The organism is Streptomyces sp. NPDC087300 (assembly GCF_044744425.1).
Classification (GTDB): Bacteria; Actinomycetota; Actinomycetes; order Streptomycetales; family Streptomycetaceae; genus Streptomyces.
The window spans coordinates 144,575-164,739 of record NZ_JBIUYI010000002.1 but is presented as its reverse complement, the minus strand read 5'-3'; the positions used below and the strand labels follow the sequence as shown (position 1 = coordinate 164,739).

General features: G+C 70.7%; 15 protein-coding genes and 2 pseudogenes. 4 read left to right on the top strand and 13 right to left on the bottom strand.

Features of this window, described 5'->3' with window-relative positions; translation table 11 throughout:
- Positions 1-170: 170 nt before the first annotated feature.
- Positions 171-293 (top strand): annotated as a pseudogene (locus ACIO9J_RS06320) (Uma2 family endonuclease); the annotation flags it as partial.
- On the opposite strand, the gene ACIO9J_RS06315 reads toward ACIO9J_RS06320, so the two are convergent.
- The 3 genes from ACIO9J_RS06315 to ACIO9J_RS06305 form a co-directional block, all read right to left on the bottom strand.
- The gene (locus tag ACIO9J_RS06315) at positions 271-510 is read right to left on the bottom strand and encodes a hypothetical protein (RefSeq protein ID WP_401993437.1); all 240 of its coding nucleotides are present in this window, start codon (positions 508-510) and stop codon (positions 271-273) included. The pseudogene ACIO9J_RS06320 and the gene ACIO9J_RS06315 sit on opposite strands and share 23 nt — an antisense overlap.
- On the bottom strand, positions 507-1,133 hold the full coding sequence (locus ACIO9J_RS06310) for an RNA polymerase sigma factor (RefSeq protein ID WP_401993434.1): 627 nt from the start codon (positions 1,131-1,133) through the stop codon (positions 507-509). Before ACIO9J_RS06310 ends, ACIO9J_RS06315 begins: the two co-directional genes overlap by 4 nt.
- 179 nt (positions 1,134-1,312) lie before the next feature.
- Complete coding sequence (locus ACIO9J_RS06305) at positions 1,313-2,179, bottom strand: hypothetical protein (protein ID WP_401993432.1); 867 nt, start codon at positions 2,177-2,179, stop codon at positions 1,313-1,315.
- 326 nt (positions 2,180-2,505) lie between these two features.
- Between ACIO9J_RS06305 and ACIO9J_RS06300 the strand changes: the two genes are divergently transcribed.
- Positions 2,506-4,245, top strand: a complete 1,740-nt coding sequence (locus ACIO9J_RS06300; RefSeq protein ID WP_401993429.1) for an FG-GAP-like repeat-containing protein — start codon at positions 2,506-2,508, stop codon at positions 4,243-4,245.
- 64 nt (positions 4,246-4,309) lie between these two features.
- Here ACIO9J_RS06300 and ACIO9J_RS06295 read toward each other — a convergent pair whose 3' ends face one another.
- Together ACIO9J_RS06295 and ACIO9J_RS06290 are read right to left on the bottom strand one after the other, a co-directional pair.
- Positions 4,310-5,905: an amino acid ABC transporter substrate-binding protein gene (locus ACIO9J_RS06295; protein ID WP_401993426.1), complete on the bottom strand. Its 1,596-nt coding sequence runs from the start codon at positions 5,903-5,905 to the stop codon at positions 4,310-4,312.
- 49 nt (positions 5,906-5,954) lie between these two features.
- The gene (locus ACIO9J_RS06290) at positions 5,955-6,509 is read right to left on the bottom strand and encodes a hypothetical protein (RefSeq protein WP_401993424.1); all 555 of its coding nucleotides are present in this window, start codon (positions 6,507-6,509) and stop codon (positions 5,955-5,957) included.
- A gap of 34 nt (positions 6,510-6,543) precedes the next feature.
- Between ACIO9J_RS06290 and ACIO9J_RS06285 the strand changes: the two genes are divergently transcribed.
- On the top strand, positions 6,544-8,175 hold the full coding sequence (locus ACIO9J_RS06285) for a hypothetical protein (RefSeq protein ID WP_401993421.1): 1,632 nt from the start codon (positions 6,544-6,546) through the stop codon (positions 8,173-8,175).
- Between the two features lie 98 nt (positions 8,176-8,273).
- Here ACIO9J_RS06285 and ACIO9J_RS06280 read toward each other — a convergent pair whose 3' ends face one another.
- From ACIO9J_RS06280 to ACIO9J_RS06260, 5 genes and pseudogenes are all read right to left on the bottom strand, one after another.
- Positions 8,274-8,915 (bottom strand): RNA polymerase sigma factor, encoded by a 642-nt coding sequence (locus ACIO9J_RS06280; protein ID WP_401993418.1) that lies wholly within the window; start codon positions 8,913-8,915, stop codon positions 8,274-8,276.
- A gap of 133 nt (positions 8,916-9,048) precedes the next feature.
- Positions 9,049-9,447 (bottom strand): hypothetical protein, encoded by a 399-nt coding sequence (locus ACIO9J_RS06275; RefSeq protein ID WP_401995845.1) that lies wholly within the window; start codon positions 9,445-9,447, stop codon positions 9,049-9,051.
- A 266-nt stretch (positions 9,448-9,713) separates the two neighbouring features.
- Positions 9,714-10,265: a hypothetical protein gene (locus tag ACIO9J_RS06270; RefSeq protein ID WP_401993408.1), complete on the bottom strand. Its 552-nt coding sequence runs from the start codon at positions 10,263-10,265 to the stop codon at positions 9,714-9,716.
- Positions 10,247-14,623 carry a DNA/RNA non-specific endonuclease gene (locus tag ACIO9J_RS06265; RefSeq protein ID WP_401993405.1) on the bottom strand — a complete coding sequence of 1,459 codons (4,377 nt, stop codon included), beginning with the start codon at positions 14,621-14,623 and terminating at the stop codon, positions 10,247-10,249. The genes ACIO9J_RS06270 and ACIO9J_RS06265 overlap by 19 nt, the downstream gene beginning before the upstream one ends.
- A 1,291-nt stretch (positions 14,624-15,914) precedes the next feature.
- Positions 15,915-16,439 (bottom strand): annotated as a pseudogene (locus tag ACIO9J_RS06260) (DNRLRE domain-containing protein); the annotation flags it as partial.
- Between the two features lie 845 nt (positions 16,440-17,284).
- Here ACIO9J_RS06260 and ACIO9J_RS06255 point away from each other — a divergent pair.
- The gene (locus ACIO9J_RS06255; RefSeq protein ID WP_401993402.1) at positions 17,285-17,800 is read left to right on the top strand and encodes a hypothetical protein; all 516 of its coding nucleotides are present in this window, start codon (positions 17,285-17,287) and stop codon (positions 17,798-17,800) included.
- A gap of 113 nt (positions 17,801-17,913) precedes the next feature.
- On the opposite strand, the gene ACIO9J_RS06250 is transcribed toward ACIO9J_RS06255, so the two are convergent.
- The 3 genes from ACIO9J_RS06250 to ACIO9J_RS06240 all read right to left on the bottom strand — a co-directional run bounded on the left by ACIO9J_RS06250 (position 17,914) and on the right by ACIO9J_RS06240 (position 20,044).
- Positions 17,914-18,483, bottom strand: a complete 570-nt coding sequence (locus ACIO9J_RS06250) for a hypothetical protein (RefSeq protein ID WP_401993399.1) — start codon at positions 18,481-18,483, stop codon at positions 17,914-17,916.
- A 71-nt stretch (positions 18,484-18,554) separates the two neighbouring features.
- Entirely contained in the window at positions 18,555-19,061 is a 507-nt protein-coding gene (locus ACIO9J_RS06245) for a hypothetical protein (protein WP_401993397.1), read from the bottom strand.
- Between the two features lie 158 nt (positions 19,062-19,219).
- Positions 19,220-20,044 carry a DUF4328 domain-containing protein gene (locus tag ACIO9J_RS06240; RefSeq protein ID WP_401993394.1) on the bottom strand — a complete coding sequence of 275 codons (825 nt, stop codon included), beginning with the start codon at positions 20,042-20,044 and terminating at the stop codon, positions 19,220-19,222.
- Between the last annotated feature and the right edge of the window lie 121 nt (positions 20,045-20,165).

Genomic DNA, 20,165 nt, shown 5'->3' with positions numbered 1-20,165 from the left:
TTCTGCACCTGAGCCACAGTCGAGATCCTCATTACCGCTAGCACCTGCACCGCTCGAAGTGACGCACCACAGCCTGGTCCCGTACCGGCTGCCACCGGCCGCCCTCTACACGCTTGCTGCAAAAGCTGGCTGCTCTTGTCGTCAACTGCTGTAGAGGGTGGGCAAATCGCGAGCTCGACGGGCGCACCGGTGCGTACGCCCCCGCCGGCATCTTCCGAGGCGTCCTGCGGCGGCCGGTGCCCTTCGACATCTCCCTCGGCCTCGACGAGCTCACGCCTCCGCGGAGCCGCTGAGAGCCCGCGGCGGTGCCGGGCGCCAGTCGTCGCGGCGGCGGGTTCGGGCGCGGTGTGCGCCCTCGTCGCGGGCCGCGCGGAACGCCGCGACCGCCTGGCGCTGCGCGTCCGTGTCCACCGCGTCGGACCGCACGGCCGACGACAGCAGCGCGTCGAGGGTGGTGGGGGAAGGCCGGCCCCGCGTACCTCCGGGGCCCGAGGGTTCGGCTGCGTTCATCTCGACTCCCCCAGCGTGCCGGGGCCTTCATCCGTCACACCGTCGACGCCGAGCCGCTCGCCGAGCCTGCGCAGTCCGCGGTGGGCGGCGGTGCGGACCGCGCCGGGGCGCTTGCCGAGGACGCGGGCCGTCGCGGGGCCGTCGAGGCCGACGACCACCCGCAGCAGGACGGCCTCCGCCTGGTCGCGGGGCAGTTCGGCGATCAGGTCGAGCACCCGCCGGGTGGAGATCTCCTCCAGGGCCTGTTCGGGGGTGTCGTGCGGGCCCGGCAGTTCGAGCACGTCCTGTTCGAGAGCGGCGGGGCGCGGCCGGGTCTTCTGTCTGCGCAGGTGGTCGAAGGCCCGGTGCCTGGCGATCGTCGCGGTCCAGCCGCGGAAGCCCGCCCCGTCCCCGCGAAAGCGCCCCAGGTCCCGCGCTATCTCCAGCCAGGTCTCGGCCGCGACGTCCTCCGCGGTCTCCCCCTCGGTGCCGACGAGGCCGCGCAGGTAGCCGACGAGGCCGGGCTGGACGAGCCGGTACGCGATGGCGAAGGCGGCCTCGTCGCCCCGCTGCGCCGCCGTGACCGCTCTGCCCAGCTCCTCGTCGTGCGCCTGCGTACGACGGGGTTTCCCACCCTGGCCCAACGCTTTCCCATCCGGCCGACGCGGCACAGTTCACCGTGCCCGTGCCCCTACGGTCACCAGCGTCCCCCGGCACGGAAATGTCACAGCGCGGGAGGGTACGGCCGTATGCGCGGGCCGCACGGTCAGGTGCGCGGGTCCCCCGGCGCGGGCGCCTTACACACCCCCGTGGGACCGCGGCGTCACACTTCGAAGAGCGAGCCTCCGCCGCTGCCGCCGCCCAGCTTCGCGATGTCGAGCGTGCGCGCGGGGTCCGGCGCCACCGCCCCGACCGGCTCGTCGTAGTCGGACAGCCGCATCTTCATGGTCCCGCCGTCCTCCTGGGTCTCCAGGCCGAGGACGTACGGCTTGCCGTGCGCGGCCACGTAGACCGACGTCTCGTCCCCTCCCTCGCCGCCCTCGTGCTCGACGAGCGGGATGACGTCCTGGCCGTAACGCCTGGTCCGCGGAAGGGCCTTGACGACGTTGTCCGGTGACGGGGCGCCCGGCATCGCGCTGAGGAACGTGTCCAGGTCGCAGCTGTCCACCGGCGCCGACGAGCCGCCGAAGGACTTGCCCGCCGCGACCTTCAGGTACTTGCCCCGGGCGAGCGCCACCCGCTCCTGGGCCCGCGCCGCGCCCTCCGGGCCCCGCAGCCGCGCCACCTTCGTCATCTCGTCGAGGGACTCGTCGCTCAGCCGCACGTACGTCGCCTCGCCCTCGATCACGATGAGCTCGCCGCTCCGCATCGGGCCCCCGTCGAAGGTGCCGGTGCAGTTGCCGTCGCGGTCCATGTGCAGCGAGATCTTCTGGCGGCCCTTGGGCGCGGCCATCTCGACGCCGACGCGCATCGACTCCGCACCCTTGATGAGCCCCATGGCGCGGACCGAGAGGTCCCTGCCGCGCCGCTCGTCCTCGGGCACGACCTTCTCCAGCTTGCCGCCCGAGTAGCTCGCGCCGCGGTCCTCCACACCGCAGGACGTCAGCGCGCCCGCCGTCGCGGCCGCCGCGAGCGACAGCGCGGCCACCCGCGTCCATCGTCCGCCCGCTGCCGCCCTGCGTACGTCCACGTGACTCCCCACCCGTTCCCGCACTTCTCTTCCCCACCCCGTCAGCCGCCGGGACGTCCGCCCGGCACAACTCTCACATGACCCAGCGCACTCGTCCGCCCCGCTGTCACACCTGCGGCGTGCGGGATACATCACGTCACAAATCGCCCGCGCGGCTACAACCCTTTCTCCCCTAGGTCAGTCGTACGGACTCGTTTGGTTCACCGGAAATCCGCTGAGGGGTGGGGCAATTGGGCCCGCGCAATCCACGGGAAAGAGCACGTTCCATACCTGCGTACAGACCTCTGGGCCTCCGGCGCAGGGCATGGCTGACGATCGGCGCCGTCGTGCTCGGGGGCGCGGGCACGGCGTCGTACACGGTGGCCGATCCCGGCCCGGCGGGCCGCCCTGACGTCGATCCGCGCGCCGAGCGGCCGGTGAGCGTGCACGCTCTCGCGCTCACGTCCGACGGCACCGCGCTGCGGCCGCCCCGGGTCGGGCCCTCGGACGGCGTGGAGGTACGGGTCGTCGCGGCGGACGATACGTCACATACCTTGCCACCCAAGGGACTTGAGGTCAGCCTCGTCGACCCGGGCGTGACGTCGAAGGAGGCGCGCGACCCGGCACTCGACGGGGGCACCGACGCGACGGCCGAGCGGACGGGCACCGCCCCCGACCCCACCCCGACCCGGCCGACCCCGCCATCCTCCACGGTCACCCGGCCGCTCGGCGAGATACGCCGCTACGCGGCCGGCGCGGGCAGCAACCCCGCGATCCCCACCGGGGACTTCGCCCGCGACGGCAGCACCGACCTGGTCGCGGCCACCCCGAAGGCCTCGTCGAACCGCGGCCGCGTCACCGTCGTGCCCGGCGGCCCCGACGGGCCGGTGGCCGCGTCGAAGATCTCCCTCACGCAGGCGAGCGAGGGCGTGCCGGGCGCCTCGGAGGCCGGCGACGACTGGGGCGCGGCGACCGCGTGGGGCGACCTGAACGGCGACGGCCACGCCGACCTCGTCATCGGCGCCCCCGGCGAGGACGACTCCTCGGGCAACACCGACCGCGGCGCGGTCACCATGCTCTACGGCCCGGAGTTCACCTCCGGCACGGACATGCAGCTGGCGGACGACTTCCACTACAAGGGTGCCAGGTTCGGCTCCGCGGTCGCCGCCGGCGACTTCAACGCCGACGGCAAGGCGGACGTCTTCGCCGCGTCGACCGGCACGGGCGGCTCGTGGGCCGCGCGCGTCGGCCCCGAGCACGAGTCGGGCGGCAGCCTCACCTCGGGCGACACGGCCATCGCGTACCCCGACGCGGCGTCCGGCGACTTCAACCGCGACGGCTACGCGGACGTGGCGCTCACCTACCGCGACCAGGCGGGCAAGGGCAGGGCCGCCTGGTTCAGGGGCGGCCGCTCGGGCCTGAGCCGGGTCGGCACGCTCGCCGTGCCCGGCGGCCGCTCGGTCGCCGTGGGCGACGTGAACGGCAACGGCTACGACGACCTGGTCATCGGCCAGCCGTACACCGCCGAGTCCGGCGCGCACGCGGGCGGCCAGGTGACGGTGGTCCCGGGCTCCCCGACCGGCCTCACGACGACCGGCGTCAAGACCGTCCACCAGGCCACGTCCGGAGTTCCGGGCGCCGCGGAGGCGGGCGACGCGATGGGCTGGTCGGTCGCGGCGGGCGACTACAACGCGGACGGCTACGCGGACGTCCTCGCGGGCGCACCAGGCGAGGACATCACCCGCTCCACCGGCCGCGCGGACGCGGGCACTTCCCTCCTCCTGAATGGCTCGTCGTCCGGCCTCACCGGCACGGGCGCGAAGGCCTTCTCGCAGGACGAGCCCGGCGTCCCCGGCGCCACCGAGACGGGCGACCGCCTCGGCTCCGCGGTGACCCTGGCCGACTTCGACGGCTCCGGCCGCGCGGATCTCGCCGTCGGCGTGGAGGGCGAGGACGCGGGCGACGGCACGATCCTCCAGCTGGACAGCGGAAGTTCGGGCGTGCCCGGTTCGAGCGGCGTCTACTACGGACGTACGGCGCTCGGCACGCCTGCGGGGGCGCGGCTGGGGCAGGCGCTGACGCCGTAGCGGACCGGACCGCACCGGAGCGCCGTGCCGCACCCCGTACGGCACGGCGCTCCTCGCGGCCCGCTCAGTCCGTGTCGCTGGGCACCCGGCAGTCGTCCGGCTGCGGCTTGCCCTTGGGCCAGCCGATGCCCACGAACTCCAGCTTCTTCGTGGTCGGGTTCAGCTCGACCACCGCCACCGGCTTGTCGTAGGCGTTGCCCGCGTTGGTCAGACAGATCCAGCCGCTGGTCCCCGCCACCCGGTTGGCCGCCTCCAGGCGCTGCCACATGGCGGAGACGCGCTTCAGCGGCGGTACCGAGCCCTCGGTCTTGGCGTTGGCGAGCAGCACCGCCTTGGCGATGGTCCGTACGCCGTCGTGCACCAGCATGGTGCGGGAGTCCTCCAGGCGGACGTCCCCGATGTCGCCCGCGCTCCCCCTGCCGATCAGCAGGCGCAGCTCCCGCACCTCCTTCTGGGGCTCGGTGAAGTAGGCGGGGCGCTCCTTCGCGCCGTCCTTGCCACGGAGTTCCGTGTCCCACGCGTCGGGATGTGCGGGAGCCGCGTACTGCACGGTGATGGCGGGCTCCTTGCCGTCGCCGCCGCGCAGCTTCGCCCAGTCGTCGTCCTTCATGTAGCGGTTGAGCGTGGCCGATCCCGAGCCGCTGACGATCGTGTACTTCTTCCCCTCGCACTGCGCCTCGGCGAGCTTCAGGGCGAAGAGCCGCAGGTGCACCGGGCGGCCCGCGAAGTAGACGTAGCGCGCCGAGGACTGGCAGATGTTCTGGGCGATGAGGGTGAAGTCGTTGCCCGTGTCCCCCGGATCCGTGATCGAGGGGGACTCGAACGTCTGGTCCTTGGGTCCCGGCGGGCCCGGTTCCTTGCGGCTGAACGCCTTGGCCAGCGAGTTGTTGTAGATGTCGTGCGGCCGCTCGTCCCTGACCAGCACGGTCTGCTCGTCCCGCAGCCTGCCGTGGAAGCTGGCCAGCGCGTCGGCCTGCTGGCGGTTGGTCGGGATGATGCGGGCGAGGCCGGGGAACGGTTCCTTGCCGCCGCCCTTCTCCGGGTTGGCGAGCTCGTCGGCGCTGACGCGGCTGGCGAGGACCGGGATGTGCAGCTCGCTCAGGCGCGCCATGGCCTTCTCCGTGGCGTCCAGGCTGAGGTTGAATCCCGTGACGGCGCGGAGGTTGTCGTCCTTGTCGGCCGACATGTCCGCCAACTGGTCGACCACGCGGGCCTGTTCGGCGTACGCGTCGCCCGGGTTGGCGAGCACGAGGCGCATCAGCGGGGTGCTCTCGTTGCGGTTGGACCGGTACTGCGCCAGATACGCCCCCTGGATCTCACTGCGCAACTGCACCCGCTCCGCCGCGATGTCGGGTTGCAACGGCAGCATCAGGGCCACGGTGACATGCGGCTTGTCCCCGACGAAGTCCTTGTTCTCCTTCGCGATCGCCCGGGTGACGTCGGCGATCTCCCGCGTACCGAAGTCGTAGCCGGAGCCGTTGACGCCGATGCACTCGCCGCCGTGCTTCTCGACGCCGGACGCGCAGCTCTCGGGTGCGCCGAAGGGCGGCAGGAACACCCACAGGAGTACGCCCGCGGCCAGGAGGCCGCACAGCGTGAGGACCCTGCGCATCCAGTTGGCCCAGAACGTGTTGTACAGCCAGTTCCCGAACTGCCTCAACGCTGCCCTCCCTCTGCCGTGACGCCTTCGTGAAGCCTTGTCGTGCCGGTCAGCCGAACCCGATGTGCTCCGTGCACACGCACCGCTGGAGCGGCTGTTTGTCCTCGGCACGGTCGCCCCAGTCGCGGGCCACGCGGATCAGCAGCGCGGCCCCGTCCGCGGCCCGTGCCACGTCGGCGCCCTCGGGGCCCTGGTCGCGGACCGCCTCGTCGGCGATCTTCGACAGTTCCTCGCTGAGCTCGCGCAGCGGCCCGCGCAGCACCGTCGGCACGGTCTCGTCCAGCGGCTGCGTCCGGTCCTCGGTGAGCCACACCGCGTGCAGCAGCCGGTCGACGCGGCGCCGCAGGGTGTCGCCGCGCACCTGTGTCTCGCCGAGTGCACGCGCGTAGCGCTCGTCGTCGGCGCCGATCAGTGCGGCGTCCGCGACGGCGAGGAGTTCCTCGCACCACTCGGCGGCGGGGCGGGTCAGGAACGTGTCCGCCAGATAGCGCGTGACGAGGTCCGCGCCGTCGGAGGCGAGGAGGTGGTGCATGCGGTGCGCGCCCGCGGTGACGAACAGCGCGTCGGGGTGCCGGTCGCCCAGGTCGCGATAGTGGCCCTGCAACAGCGCGTGGTCGGCGTGCCAGGCCGCGCAGCCGGTGCAGCCGCCGGGTGAGCAGCCGGCGCAGGCCGAGGTCGCCGATGAAGTGCCGGGGGCAGCGGGGCCAGCCGGTGTCCTCCAGGAGTTCGGCTATGCGGTAGGCGTTGAGGCGCTCGGTGCGGCCCTCCTGCACGGCGCGCACCAGCGTCTGGGCGCACTCCACGTCGTGCGCCACCGACAGGTGGGTGAGCAGGTCGAGCCAGTGGCCCCGGTGTTCCGGCGGCAGTTCCTCGGGACGCTCGCGGCCCACGAGTTCGTCGACGAGCACGTCGGCCACCGGCCGGTCGGCGACGGGCCGCCCCTGCTCGTCCTCGCCCGCGGGCACCCGGGCGCCCAGGATCGCCCAGTCGGTGCACTCCTCGGGCGTGGGGAAGGACGCCGCCGCGATCGCCTCGCCGAGCCGCGTCACGAACAGCGGGCGGCCGCCGCTCAGCCGGTGCACCCCGCTGTGCACGCGCAGCCGTACGGCGTTGTCGGGCTGCTCGCGGCCGCCCCTGAGCCTGCTGAGTTCGTCCTTCTGCTGGTCGCGCGTGAGCACGGGCATCCGGACGCGCAGTACGCCGCGCCACAGCGGCGCGTGGTCGGGCACGCCGTCCGGCGGGCGCCGCCACTCGGGCAGCGTCCCCATGAACGGCCGCCAGGTCGCCATGGACGCGTCGGTGCCGCCCGCCCGGTGCAGATAGCGGCCGCCGTCCTCGCGCCGGGCGGTCGCGAAGATCACCAGGCGGTCGTGGTGCCCTCGCTCCCTGTCCTCCAGGGCGGGCTTCAGCAGGCGCCTGCCGAGCGCGCCGTCCGCGTGGTCGAGGAGCAGCGCGGGCCGCCCCACCCGCGACATGCGCCCGCGTACGGAGCGGTAGGCCGCGTCGACGTCCTGGCGCAGCGCGCGGAAGAGGAACCCCTCCGCGATCCGCCGCGCCTCGCCGCCCTGCTGGAAGTCGTCGCCCAGCGCCCGCAGCCCGGCGAGCGGCTGGCCGCCCGCGCCGGGGTACTCGCCGTAGCAGTCGGCGAGTGCGGCCCTGCCCTCGGCGGAGGCGCGGGCGAAGAGTCCGTCGAGCAGCGCGTTGAGGAAGGGGCCGACCAGCGCGCTGGTGACGAGCCCCGTCAGATACCCCAGATAGTTCTTGGCCGTCCCCTTCAGCACGCCCCGCCAGAAGGAGCCGGGCGGCAGGATCCCTTCGAGCCTGCCCACCTCGTCCACCAGGGGCGCGGCCCCGGCGAGCCGGTCGCTGGCGGCCACGGCCGCGAGCCCCGCGTACAGCCGCGGCACGGCGATCCCGCCGCCGTCGCCGCCCCAGTCGCCGTACTGCGAGGCGATCTTGCGCAGCACCTCGGTGACCTCCGACCGGCTCCCCGGCCGTTCCTCGGCCTGTTCCCGGCAGTCGGTCAGCGCGCAGTCGACGTACGCGGTGGGCACGCGCGGCCCGAACCGCCCGCGCACGCACCGCAGCAGCCGCCCCTTGCCCGTGCCGGGCCCGCCGACGAGGACCACCACGGGCAGATCGTCCCCGTAGAGCAGTTCCCTCTTGCGCCCCGCCGCGGTCCTGCCGAGCAACCGGGCGACCAGGCCGCCGTCGTCCAGCAGCTCATCGAATCCGAGTTCGTCAGGCACGGGCCCTCTCCGCGGCCGTGAGCGGCCAGATCGCCGAATGATGGCTCGTCAGGCTAACGAAGAGGCCCCATCTCTGGGGAGAGATTCACTCAGCCGGTGAGATCAGGCCGGAAACGCTCTCAGCAGGCCGCCCGTCTCTCCCTGCGCACCGCGTACTCGCCCCCGGCGGCGCGCCGTCGCGACGGGACCTCGGGGTCCAACTCCCCTGCCAGGCGGCGCAGTCCACGGAACGCCGCCGCCCGCACCGCCGCGGGGCGCTTGCCGAGGACACGACCGGCCGCGGGGGCGTCCAGACCCACCACGACGCGCAGCAGGACCGCCTCGCCCTGGTCCGGCGGGAGTTGGGCCACGAGTCGCAGTACGCGGGCGGTGGCGATCGACTCCAGGACCTGACCCGCGGTGTCCTCCGCGCCGGGCAGGTCGAGGGCGTCCTGGGAGAGGAGGGAAGGGCGCGGTCTGCTCTTCTGCCGGCGCAGATGGTCGATGGCACGATGGCGCGCGACGGTCGCGGTCCAGCGGCGGAACTCCGGTCCTCCGCCCCGGAATCCGTCCAGGTCACGGACGATCTGGAGCCACGTCTCGGACGCCACGTCCTCCGCGTCCGCACGCACGAGTCCGCGCAGATACCGCAGGAGCCCCGGATGGACGCTCCGGTAGACAAGAGCGAAAGCGGCCTCGTCCCCCGCACCCGCATCCTCCAGCGCCCGCGTCAACTCCTCGTCATGAGCCGCCGAACGGCGATGTACCCCACCCTGCCCCACGCTCTCCTCTTAACCCCGCTGACACCGCCCACCGTGCCCGTGCCCTGCCCGCGCCCGCGGTTCCCGCTCCGCGGCTCACTCTGCCGCAGTCACCCAAAACAAAAGAAGACTCAATAATTCAACGGCGGCCAATTCACGCCGCGTGCCGCACACGTCCCGGCAGCGTGAGATAGAAGGTCTGCAACGAGGCTTCGGAACCTTCTGTTCCGCCCCGTTCAAGACAATTGACGACCTTCCCCAAGGGGTTCCAAACCCGACCGTCCGGCATTCGGACACCCACGGCCTGCCCGAAGAATTCCCGCTGCCCGTCGTCGAAGTCGACCCAGACGGCTCCTGCGCGGCGTACGAGGACTTCCCCGACATAGGCCCCGAGCCCGAACAGAGCCCCTGCGATCTCGCTCCGCTCACGCCCGCCCTTGCGAAGCCCGTCAATGAGGAAGTCGACCACGCGGAGGCTGGCTACGGAGAAATCGAGGGGCAGCCGATTCCGTGTGGTCACGTGAGCGACAAACCCCCGCGCCCGCCCTCGCATCTCCGCGGCTATCGGCACCTGTCTTCCCCCGCCGCTTCCGTCCCCGTCCATGATTCCCACCCCTTCGGCTCGGTGATCGGGAGAGCGCGCGACGCACCCTCCCCCTACCGAGCGGAAGACCTGGCACTTCCGTGACGGATCCCGGGCGTGGCCCTTCTCACGCGGTCAAATACCCTGGCCGGTACAACTGTTGATGAGGCTCACGCGTCGGGGAACGCCGCACCGCAGGAGACCACTGGACGTCCTGCGGTGCGGCGGCCCAGGTGTCACTGCGGTTCGATGCCTCTCACTTCAGGCGACTCGCTCGGGAATGCCGCCGGCAGTCCGGGAAGGTCGATGCGCCTCCCCAGGGCCGACACCAGGAATTCGACGACGCCGCCGTCGAACGTCCACCAGTCGTCGTTCCGGCCGCTGACGACGATCCGCCAGGATTCCGGTTCCGATGAGTTGACCTGCCAGTAGAACTGATCCCCGGAGAGGGAGGAGCCCCAGCCGAGCAGCCCGCCCGCTTCCGGGAAGGGGACATGACCGTGACTCTCGTCGACCTCCGCCAGATCCTGGAGGGTCTCCGCGGTCTCGCGGACACCGGAGACGAAGTCGCGTTCCCTCGCGGGAGCGGGCAGCGTCACGACCATGAAGTCATCGATCAGCAGCGTGGGGTAGGACTCGGCGAGAGCCCGGTAGTCGGTCGGCAGCGGGGTGCCCAACTCGTTCTCGATGAGCCGCCAGTCCACGTCTCGCCCGCCGGTGGACCGCCACCGCGTCAGCGAAGGCACAGTGCGCTCGAGTTCCTCGATGATCAGCATGATTCCTGCCATCCCGGCTTGTTCTCTATGGTCTTCCTGAACAACAGACCCTGGCTGGTGTGCGCCGTCATCGTAATACTGTCCGGAATTCCATCCTCGTCCGAGTAGTTCAGTTTGCCGGAATACTCCACCCAGCTGCCCCCCTTGAGCTGCTTCACCATCTTGTTCTCGCAGCGCTTCATCCCACTCGTGTTCATCCGCCCATGACCGGTGAAGAGATTTCGACTGCTCCATTCACCGTTGAACTTGTCACCGAGAATGTGGGAGCGGTGGTAGATCGGCTTTCCGTCGGAGCCGATGTTGTCCGCCGCGTCCGGAAACCCGTGAACGTCCACGGATGCTCCGTCATCCCGGCTCGCTCCGGTCGGTTTCACGTCGCTCGGGCAGATAAGTGCATTGGCCCCCTGGGACCTGCCGTTCCCGTCCAGCGCCTGGTACTTGTAGCGCTGTTCTCGGGGGTCGTCATCGCAGCGTTTGTCGTTGTTCCGGGTGAGTCCTCGCGAGTTCCCTTCATCGGAATCCGCCCCGAAGATGCTGTCAGCAACCGCATCCGCGGCATCGTCGACCACGCGGTCCAACGGATTGTCGATGACCCCGATCGCGTCCAGGACAGTGAGCGCAGTGCCGACGGGGTTGCGCTTCCCCGCCAGCTTGACTCCGCCCTTCACGACGATCTTTCCGGCCTTCTTGAGGCCATCCCCGATATCACCCCACGAAATGTGGCCGTCGATCTCCACATTGGTGATGGGATTTCCTCCAGCGAAGGCGTACCGGTTCCCATTGAGCGGGTCGATCCCGAGCGCCATGTCGGACAGGGCCCCGTTGTACATGTCTCGGGTGGTGAACCGGTTCAGACCTGGGCTGTAGTCACGGAATCCCATGTCATAGGTGCTCGAACCGGCTTCCCAGCGCTTGGAGTTGAACCGATAGGAGTTGTACGACTCCTTCGTCGGATCGGTCGCGCTCGGCTTGTCGATGCCCGTGAAGTCAGCAGCATCATCCGACCCGTACGCCGAATACCCGTACGTCGCCTTCGTGTTGCCGTCCTTGTCCGTCAGAGTCTCGACGTCCGTATGGCTGTTGTAGCCGTAGAAGGAGGACTCCCCGGCGGAGCCGTCGGCGGCGTGCTTGACCTGGGAGAGGCGTTCGCCCCAGGGCCCGTACTGGTAGGACTTCGTGAGCTTGCCCGCGACCTCCTCGCCGAGGACCTCGCCCGACATGCCGAGGTAGGTGTAGTCCGTCGACTTGCCGGACGCGTCCGTCCGGGTGGACGTGCGGTCCAGCGGGTCGTAGGCGTACTTCGTCGTCTTCAGGGCGCCGCCCGCCCCGTCGGCCTTCTCGTGCTGCTTGACCCGGTCGAAGCCGTCGTAGGAGCTGCGTTCGATGACCTTGCCACCGGCCGTCACCGAGTCCTGGCGGCCGAAGGCGTCATAGGTGTACGACGCCGAGGCCCCGCCCACCGTCGTCTTCAGCAGCCGGTTCCGGTCGTAGCCGAACGTCGTCTTCTTGCCCTTGACCGTCTGCGAGATGACGTTCGCGTTGTCGTCGTGAACGTACGTCTCGGTGCCCGCGCCGTCCCCGGTGCGGACGGACGTGGCGAGGCGGTCGGCGGGGTCGTAGGTGTACTTCGTCGTCGACGACACGTACTTCGCGTGGTCGTCGGCGTTCATCTTCTTCGCGGCGTCCTGCGCCTTGTTGCCGTTGGCGTCGTAGGCGTAGGCGTGCGAGGAGACGAGCGTGCCGGCGTCCGGCTTCTTCTCGGTCTGGGACTTGAGGGCGCCGTCCAGGTAGTAGTCGTAGGCGACGGTGTTCTTGTTGGCCTTGGTCTCCGTCTTCCGCTCGCCCCGGTAGGTGTAGTCGTATGAGGTGACCTTCGGCGAGGCGTCGGTGGCCGACTTGCCCACCGAGACCGTCTTGACCAACTCCCGCAGGTCGTACGTGTACTTGGTGAACTGATCGGGGTGCTTGAGCGTCTCCGGCTGCCCGTTCGCGTCGTACGTGTAAGACGTGGCCTTCTTCTCCTGGCCCGCCAGCGCCTCGACGACCTTCTCGACCTGGTTAAGGCCCGTGTACGACATCGTGTACGCGTCGACCTTCGTGCCGGTCGAGGTGTCGTCGATCGAGGTGAGGTTGCCGTTGACGTCGTACGCGTACGCGAAGCGCTTGCGCTCGGTGTCCGCGTCGGCCGAGTGGTCGCGGACCAGCTTGACCGTGTCCGCCGCCGCCGTCAGCTCGGCGTTCTCACCCTTCTTGTAGGTGTCGGTGCCGAGCTTGGTCCACTTCCCCCCGGTGTCCGAGGCGTACGCCGTGTACCTGCCCGCCTTCGCGACGTTCAGCTTCCAGACGTGCGGGGACGCGTCCGTACCCTTGCCCGAACGCGCCTGCGCCTCGGAGGCGAGCAGTTCGCTGGCGCCGACCGGAATGCCGTCGTCGTCACGGGACTTGAGCTTGCCGTCGGGGTAGTGGCCCCAGCGCATGGTCCGGCTCGTCGAGCCGCCCGCCGACGTCAGCTGGCGCGCGTTCTGCTGGCCGAGGTCGTTGTAGTCGTAGGTGGTGCGGATGTCCCACACGTCCTGCGAGGTCTTGACCCAGCCGTTGTCGTAGTACCCGTACGTCGTGTCGTTGCGGGTCACCTCGCCCTCCGAGGGCGGCGCCGACACCTTCTCCACCCGGCCCACGGCGTCGTACGTCGTCTCCGTCCAGACCTTCCTGTTGTAGCGCGGGTCCTTCGGGTCGTACGGCTGGATCTGCCGCGAGGGTCGGTTCAGGGCGTCGTACGTGGTCTCCGCCACGAAGTCGTCGGGCTCGGCCCCCGTGTTCACGCCGCGCGGCGTGAAGACCTTGATCTGGTTGCCGACCTCGTCGTACCCGAACTTCGTGGTCCGGAGCGTCGCCCCCTCGTGCGGGACGTCCACCACGGCCAGCTTGCCGCGCTCGTCGTAGTGGTTGACGGTCGTGTTCTTCTCGGCGTCGGTCGTCGAGACGACCAGGGAGTCCTTGTCGTACGACTGGGTGACGGTGCGCCCTGCCGCGTCCGTGACGGCGACGACGCGGTGGTTCATGTCGTAGTCGGTCTTCGTGGTGTAGTCGTCCGGGTCCGCGGTCGCGTTCTTCTTGGGGTCGATGACTCGGACCGCGTTGCCCACGCCGTCGTAGACGTAACTGACCTTGTCCTTCTTGGCGTTGACCACCGACGTGAGCTGGTAGATCTCGTCGTAGTTGTTGGTCGTGACGTAGTCGTCGGGATCGGCGGGGGTCGCCGTGCCCTTGGGCTCCGTCGTCGTCTTGAGGTTGCCGACACTGTCGTACGTGTACGCCGTCTTCCGCTCACCCGAGGTGGCCGTGTCCTTCGGCGCCGTGGCCGTCAGGACCTGGTCCGCGTGGTCGTACGTCGCCTTGGAGACCGCGCCGTTGGGCGCCGTCGACGTGGTGACGTTGTCGTTGGCGTCGTAGTCGGGCGCCGGGGTCGTGATGTACACGCCCGCCGTCTGGTCCTTGGGTGCCTTCGACACCAGCGGGCGGCCGAACGCGTCGTACGTCTGGGTCGTCTTCTTGCCCAGGGCGTCGACGACCTCGGTGACCTGGCCGCGCGTGTCGTACTCGGTCGTCGTGTTCTTCGCGAGGGCGTCCGTCGTGGTGCGCGGGTAGCCCGCCGCGACGAAGTCCTTGTAGGCGGTCGGGTTGCCGTTGGCGTCCGTCGCCCGCGTCAACTGCCCGTAACCGTCGTACTCGTACTTCGTCGTGTAGTCGCCCTCCGTGGCCGAGGCGACGCCCTTGGGGTCGGTCACCGTCTTCAGATTGCCCTTGGCGTCATGGCCGAACTGCCAGACCCGGTTCTCCGCGGAGGTCTTCTTGACCAGGTCGGCCGCGTAGCCGTCCGCACGCGTCTTGTACTCGTAACGGACGGAGTGCGGCGGGGACTTGCCGGGAGCGCAGTCCGCGGCGGAGGGCAGGCCCTCCTTGTTCTCCTCCGCCGAACGCTCCCAGAGCGGGTAGCCGGTCCGCTCGTCGAAGCAGTACGCCGTCCTCGCCGTCTTCGGACCGTTCTCCTCTTCGAGGAGGGTGACGTTGTGCTCGGCGTCCCACGTCATCCGCGTCTGCTCGGACTTGGCGTTGGTGACCTTGACCGGGCGGTCCTGGCTGTCCGTCGCGTACGTCGTCGTGTTCTTCTCGGCGTCGGTGACCTTGGTCTCGGTGCCGCCGTCGGTCCCCGACGTGTACGTGAAGCCCGTCGTGGCGCGCAGCCGGTCCGTGATCGTCTTGGTCGACCAGCTGGACTCGGGCCCGTCGCCGTACTCGACGTCGGTGGCGTTGCCCCGGGGGTCGGTGACCTTGGTCCTTGGTGTTCTTGTTGCCCTGCGTGGCGTCATAGCCGAACGAGAACTCCTTTGCCTGTGCGGCCCCTTCACCGTCCGTGAGGCGACCGAGCAGGCCCTTCACCGTGTAACGGAAGGCGACCTTGCGACCCGAGACGTCCGTCATGGACTTCACGTGGTCGTAGATCTTCGGGTTCCACAGGTCCTTGCCGGTGGCCTTCGCGCCCTTGTCGTCGATGTACTCGTACGACGCGTCGCCCGCCCGGTAGTAGTCGAGCTTCAGGGAGGAACGCCCCGCCGGATCCTTGATCTCGGTGAGGAACTTGACGCGGCGGTTGCCCGAGTCGCGCAGCTCGTAGACGTACGTCTGCGTGTTGCCGTTCTTGTCGACGATCGACGTCAGATAGCCGTCGCAGCCGACGAGGAAACGGGTGCCGTCGGGGCGGGTCAGGGTCCAGGCGTCCGGCACCTCGGGGTCGCCGGTGCGGCAGACCGACGTGACGTTCGGCTTGGCGGTGAGCCGGTAGTGATAGCCCGCCGACGGCTTCCAACTCCCGTCGCCCTGCTTGCGGAAGAGATGCTGCGTGCCGTCGCCGTCGATGACGTACGCCTCGCCGGGATCCGCGTCCGGGTGGAAGTCGAGCGTCGAACCGAGCCGCATCGGGCCCGCGGCCTGCGCCGACCAGCCGTGGCCGAGCTGGCTGTCGGAGGTGTCCTGCGCGTTGTAGGTGAAGCGCGCGAAGGTGTTGATGCCGCGCCCGGGGTTGCTGAAGGCGTTGTACGACCACGCGGCGTTGCCCGAGCCGATGTTGCTCATCAGGGTCGAGCCCGCGCCGGTGTTCTTGCCGGTGAACGCGTGGTGCTTCTCCATGCCGACGCGGTCCGCGGTGGGGTCCTCGACGGCGGTGGTCTGCGCGAGACCGCCGATGCCCGGCTTCTGCGAGAGCCAACTGCCGTCCGCCTTGTTGAGGACGTCCCAGGTGAGCGTGTAGCCCGAACGCCGGTTGCCGTCGGCCGTGTACGGCGACTTGACCGTCGCCTTGACGATGGCGGAGGCGCCGGGGGCGAGGGCCGGGATGTCGGCCTTCAGCTGGTTCTCGGCGGTGGTCGCGTCCGTGCCGTCGGGCAGGGCCCACTTGTACGAGAGCGCGCGTTCGCCGTCGGGCCAGGCCGCGGTCGTGGTGTTGGTGACCGTGACGTCCACCGGATAGGTGTTGTTCTCGGACATGCGGGTGGGCGTGCCGGGCGCGTAGTACGTGTTCCAGGGGGTGGGCTCGGCGGCGACGACGTGCAGCTGGGGCCGCTGGGCGGGCTCGGGGGCCTCGCTCGACGCGAAGCGGACGGGCGCGACGGACTCGGCGGGCTTCCCGGACTTCCCCGCCTCCCCCGGCTTCGCCGACTTCCCCGCGGCCGCCAGAAGAACGCCCTTGTTGGTGCTCGGGCGCTTCGCCCACTGCCTGGCGAGCGAGGTGACGTCCCAGGCGTACGTCCCGTCCTGGCCTGTGGTGTCGGAGACCGCACCGGAGGCGTCACCGCCTGCCGCACGCCACGGCGTCTTGGCGCCCGACTTCCGCCAAGTGGCGGTCTTTTCGTCGAACTTCCGCTTGAGCGGGCTGAGTTCGACGAGCGGAGTCTTCGCCGTGCCGGTGCCGCCACCGGCCGAACGCAACCGCAGCTCGGCCTGGAGGACGGTCGCCTTCTTCGGCAGGCCGTCGGCGGGGAACCGCAGCGCTGCGCGAGTGGTGCCGTCCGCGCCGACGCTCAGCCACTCCCCGTCCAGGTTCGTGCCCGGTCGCGCGGCGGAGAGCGTGGTGTCCGTCTGCCCGGCGCGCAGGATCCGCAGCGTGTGCCCGGCCTTGGGCACCCCCATGCGGCGTACCGGCGAGGCAAGCAGCCTCCCGTCCCTGGTCAGCGCAAGGAGGCGGTACGAGTAGTGGCGCGCGATCTCCGTCGCGCTCTTCGCACGGGTCGGTACGGCGGTGCTGTCCGTGTAGGAGGTCGCACCCTTGCTGAGCGGGGCCACCAGGGTGGCGCCGGTCGCCTTGAAGCCGGCGCGGGTGGAGCGGTGCAGCTGATAGCCGACCAGCTCATCGCCCTTCGAGGCGTTCTTGGGCGGGGCGTACGTGGGCCAGGACAGCTCGGGCCCCGTGCCGTGGACCACGTCGGGGGCGTCTAGCGCGATGCCAGCCGCGCCGTAAGTGACGTGGGGATCCGGCGAGTTGGTGGGGTACTTCCGGTCCGGGGTCCGCGGGACGTCGACCCGCTTGGCGGGTCTCTCGGCCTCGTCCGCAGCCGACGCCCCCGCCGTCGGCGGTCCTTCGTCATTCTCCGCGAATGCGGCCTGGGGCAGCGCAGCGCCCACCACCGCCGATGCGACAAGGCCGACAAGCAGCCTTCGGGAACCATTTCTCACCGTGCCAACTACCCTTCCGCAACCTTCTTCCGTCAATTCGCGCAGCCAGTACCCGCGAACGGAAAGAGGGCATGATCGAGTACCGCTCGAGGAATTCCTGGAGCAGTGCGGGAAACATGGATCAAGCAGCAGCCGAGAGTTCTACGCACTCCGTCAACAGCACGTCAACCACCCGAACATGACGGACAATCACCCATTAGGTCCGCTATCGTCCCGCCCTGGTGAACGACGGTCGGGATGTTGTATAACCGGGCCGAATTGCCGGGGCCGCCACCGGCCCCTATAGCTCCTGGGGTGGGGAAATGAAGAATGAGATCGCGCACGAAGCGGAGACGGATCTCGGCACGGCGGACGAAGTCGGGGAGACCGTCGTGCCGGAAAGCGAGATCGAGGGAAAGACGGTCAGCGAGATATCCAACCGGCGCGTCCTGTCCGTGGGCACCGCGCTGATCGGCCTCTGCGCCGCCTTCGTCGCCTACGGCGTCCTCGACGAGGACGAACCGGAGCGGCAACGCCCCGTCCCCACCGCGTCGGTGACCTACCGCGTCACGGGCACGGGCGAGGCCGGGGTCTCGTACGTGGCCGGGGGCGCGAAGGGCGGCGCCACGGTGCGGGCCGGTGTCGAGCTGCCCTGGCGCAAGACCGTGCGCGTACCACTCGGCGAGGACCCGGCCGTCAGCGTCCGGCTCGGGAAGGACGGCGGGGAGGCGAGCTGCGCGCTCGCGATAGGCGGTGAACACCGGCGCCGCGCGACCGCGTTCGGCACCTACGGTCGGGCGACCTGCACGGCGGAGCTACCAGCGAGGAAGCGGAGCTGACTACGTCACGCGCGCACCGCCCGCCCACGCGACGGCGCCCACCGCGGCACAGGCGCACCACGGCACGGCCCCACCGGCGGAGCCAAGCCGAAGTCGCCCCGGAGCGGGCCCCCTCACCCCCGCCCCCGAGCCCGCCGCGACACCACCGCCCGCAGCACCCTGCGTCCCTCCATGGACACGTCCAGGGCCTGTCGCAGGCCGCCCGCCGGGCCCGCGCCGCGGTTCGTCAGGAGTTCCAGGATCCTTATCTGGCGGCGGAGTTCGGCCGCGACCAGGGGGGACATGCTGTCCGTGCGGCCCTCGCGGCGTGCCCGTACCGAGCGGCCCGCGCCGTCCGGTGCGGTGTCCAGGAGCCTGTGCACCTGGAGCGCGGCGACCGAGCAGCCGTCGGCCCACTCGCGCACCTCGGCGCCGGAGTGCGCGTCGGGGGCGGCGTCGAGCATGCGGCGGGCGAGCGCCACGGCCTCGCCGGACGCCCCCGGCGGCCGCGCCGCGGGAGCGAGCGTCTGCCGCGCGTCGGCCAGCGCCCCGCCCCAGTCACCGCCGTCGGCGAGGCTCGCCCACAGCGGGCGCAGCAGTTCGTCGTCCCCGCCGAGCACCGGCACGCACCGGTCGAGGCAGGCGAGGCCGCTGGCCGCGAGGCCCCTCTCGTCGGCCTGCGCGATCAGCTCCACCAGGCTCATGCTGTACGTCTCCCGTCCCGGACCCTGCACTGCCCCTTACTGCGTGCGCTGCCCCGGGAACGTCACTGCCGTCACTGCGGCACGACACCGAGCCGGTCGAGGAGGCGGAAGAAGAGTTCCTCCGCCGAGGGTTCGGCCTCCGCGTTCAGCACGTCGAGCAGCGGCCCCGTCCGCGCCGTACGGCCCGACTCGGCCGCCCAGGCGACCGCGCGTTCGGCCGCGTCGCGCGGTTCCAGGAAGTAGTCCTCGACGGTGAGTCCGCCGTCGCCGAGGTAGCCGGCCATCGCGCGGCGCGCCAGGCAGGTGGTCCAGGCCCCGCTCTCCGGCGCCGACGCCTCGATGACGACGCAGTCGCTGTCCATGACGTATCCGAAGAGCGCGGGCGCACCCGTCTCCAGGGCCAGCGTGTTCATGTTCCCGACGTCGCGCGTGCCGTCGCCGCCCGCGACCTCCCACACCTGCCAGCCGTCGTCCCGCCGCACCAGGAGGCTGAGGTCCTCGCGGACCCCCGCCACCGCCGAGAGCTCCGCGAGCGGCCGCTCGCTCCTGCCCACGACGTAGTACCCCCAGTAGCCCATCGCCGTACCCCCGCTGTGCTCCGCGCTGCCCCGTTCCGCCTTCTTCGGGCGAATACACCACAGGCGTGGGCGAGTTCGCCACCGGAAAGGAGAAACCAAAGGAGAAAACGAAGGGGAGACCAAAGAGGAAGAGAACGAACAGAACCGTTCGTCAGCGGTTACCGGCCGCCCGCCGGAACGCCTCCCGGCACGGCCCCGGGGCCCGAGCGCGCCTTCTGGTCCTGCATGCGCGTGAGGCGGTGCACGAAGACGATCGCGAGGACCGCGGCCACGAGGTCGAGCGCGTCCGACACCATGATCGCGGTGAGCGCGGAGTTGATCTCCTCGGGCTCCTCCGCCGCCGAGTAGCGCCGCCCGGCGTAGCGGCCCGCCATGATGCTCAGCAGCCACAGCGTCCACCAGGCGTTGATCAGCCCAGGAGTCTCCCGGTCGGCCGGTGCCTCCAGGCTCCTGGAGCGGTCACCGCTCGCGTCCCAGATGTCGATGGCGATCCGGCGCGGGAACCACAGGTTCACCACCGGCACGAACCAGCCGCCCACCGTCCAGCCGCGCGACTTGCTGTGGATGTGCGGGTCGAACGCCTCCGCGTTCACGCGCACGCGGTGGAACCAGACGAGGAAGACGACGCAGGTCGCGACGAGCGCCACCAGCTGCGCTCCGGCGGCGGCGGTGTAGAGGTTGTCGGCGAACTCGGCGTCCCGTGCGATGTCCTCGTCGTACTCCCCCGAGATCAGGTCGTCCATCACACCGCGCACCGCGGCGTCCGCCCACAGCGCGTACAGATCGACGACGATGACGACGGCGAGCAGCGCCATGACCGCCCGGCCGAGCCCGACCGGCGAGCGCAGCCAGACGGCGGGACCGCCGCCGGGCACGGGCACGGCCGCGGGCGGCGGCGCGGCGTGGGCCGCCACCGTGACGCAGACGTCGCAGAGCCCCTCCGACGTCGTCGCCGTGTTCAGCTGACATTCCTTGCACAGCATGGCTGCGCCACCCCCCACGGATTCACGGACTCGGTCCGGTGTTCGAAGACCGCCCGCGTCCCTCCCCAGGGCGCGTACGACGGCCGACAGACCATACCCCATCAGGACAGAACGCCCCAGC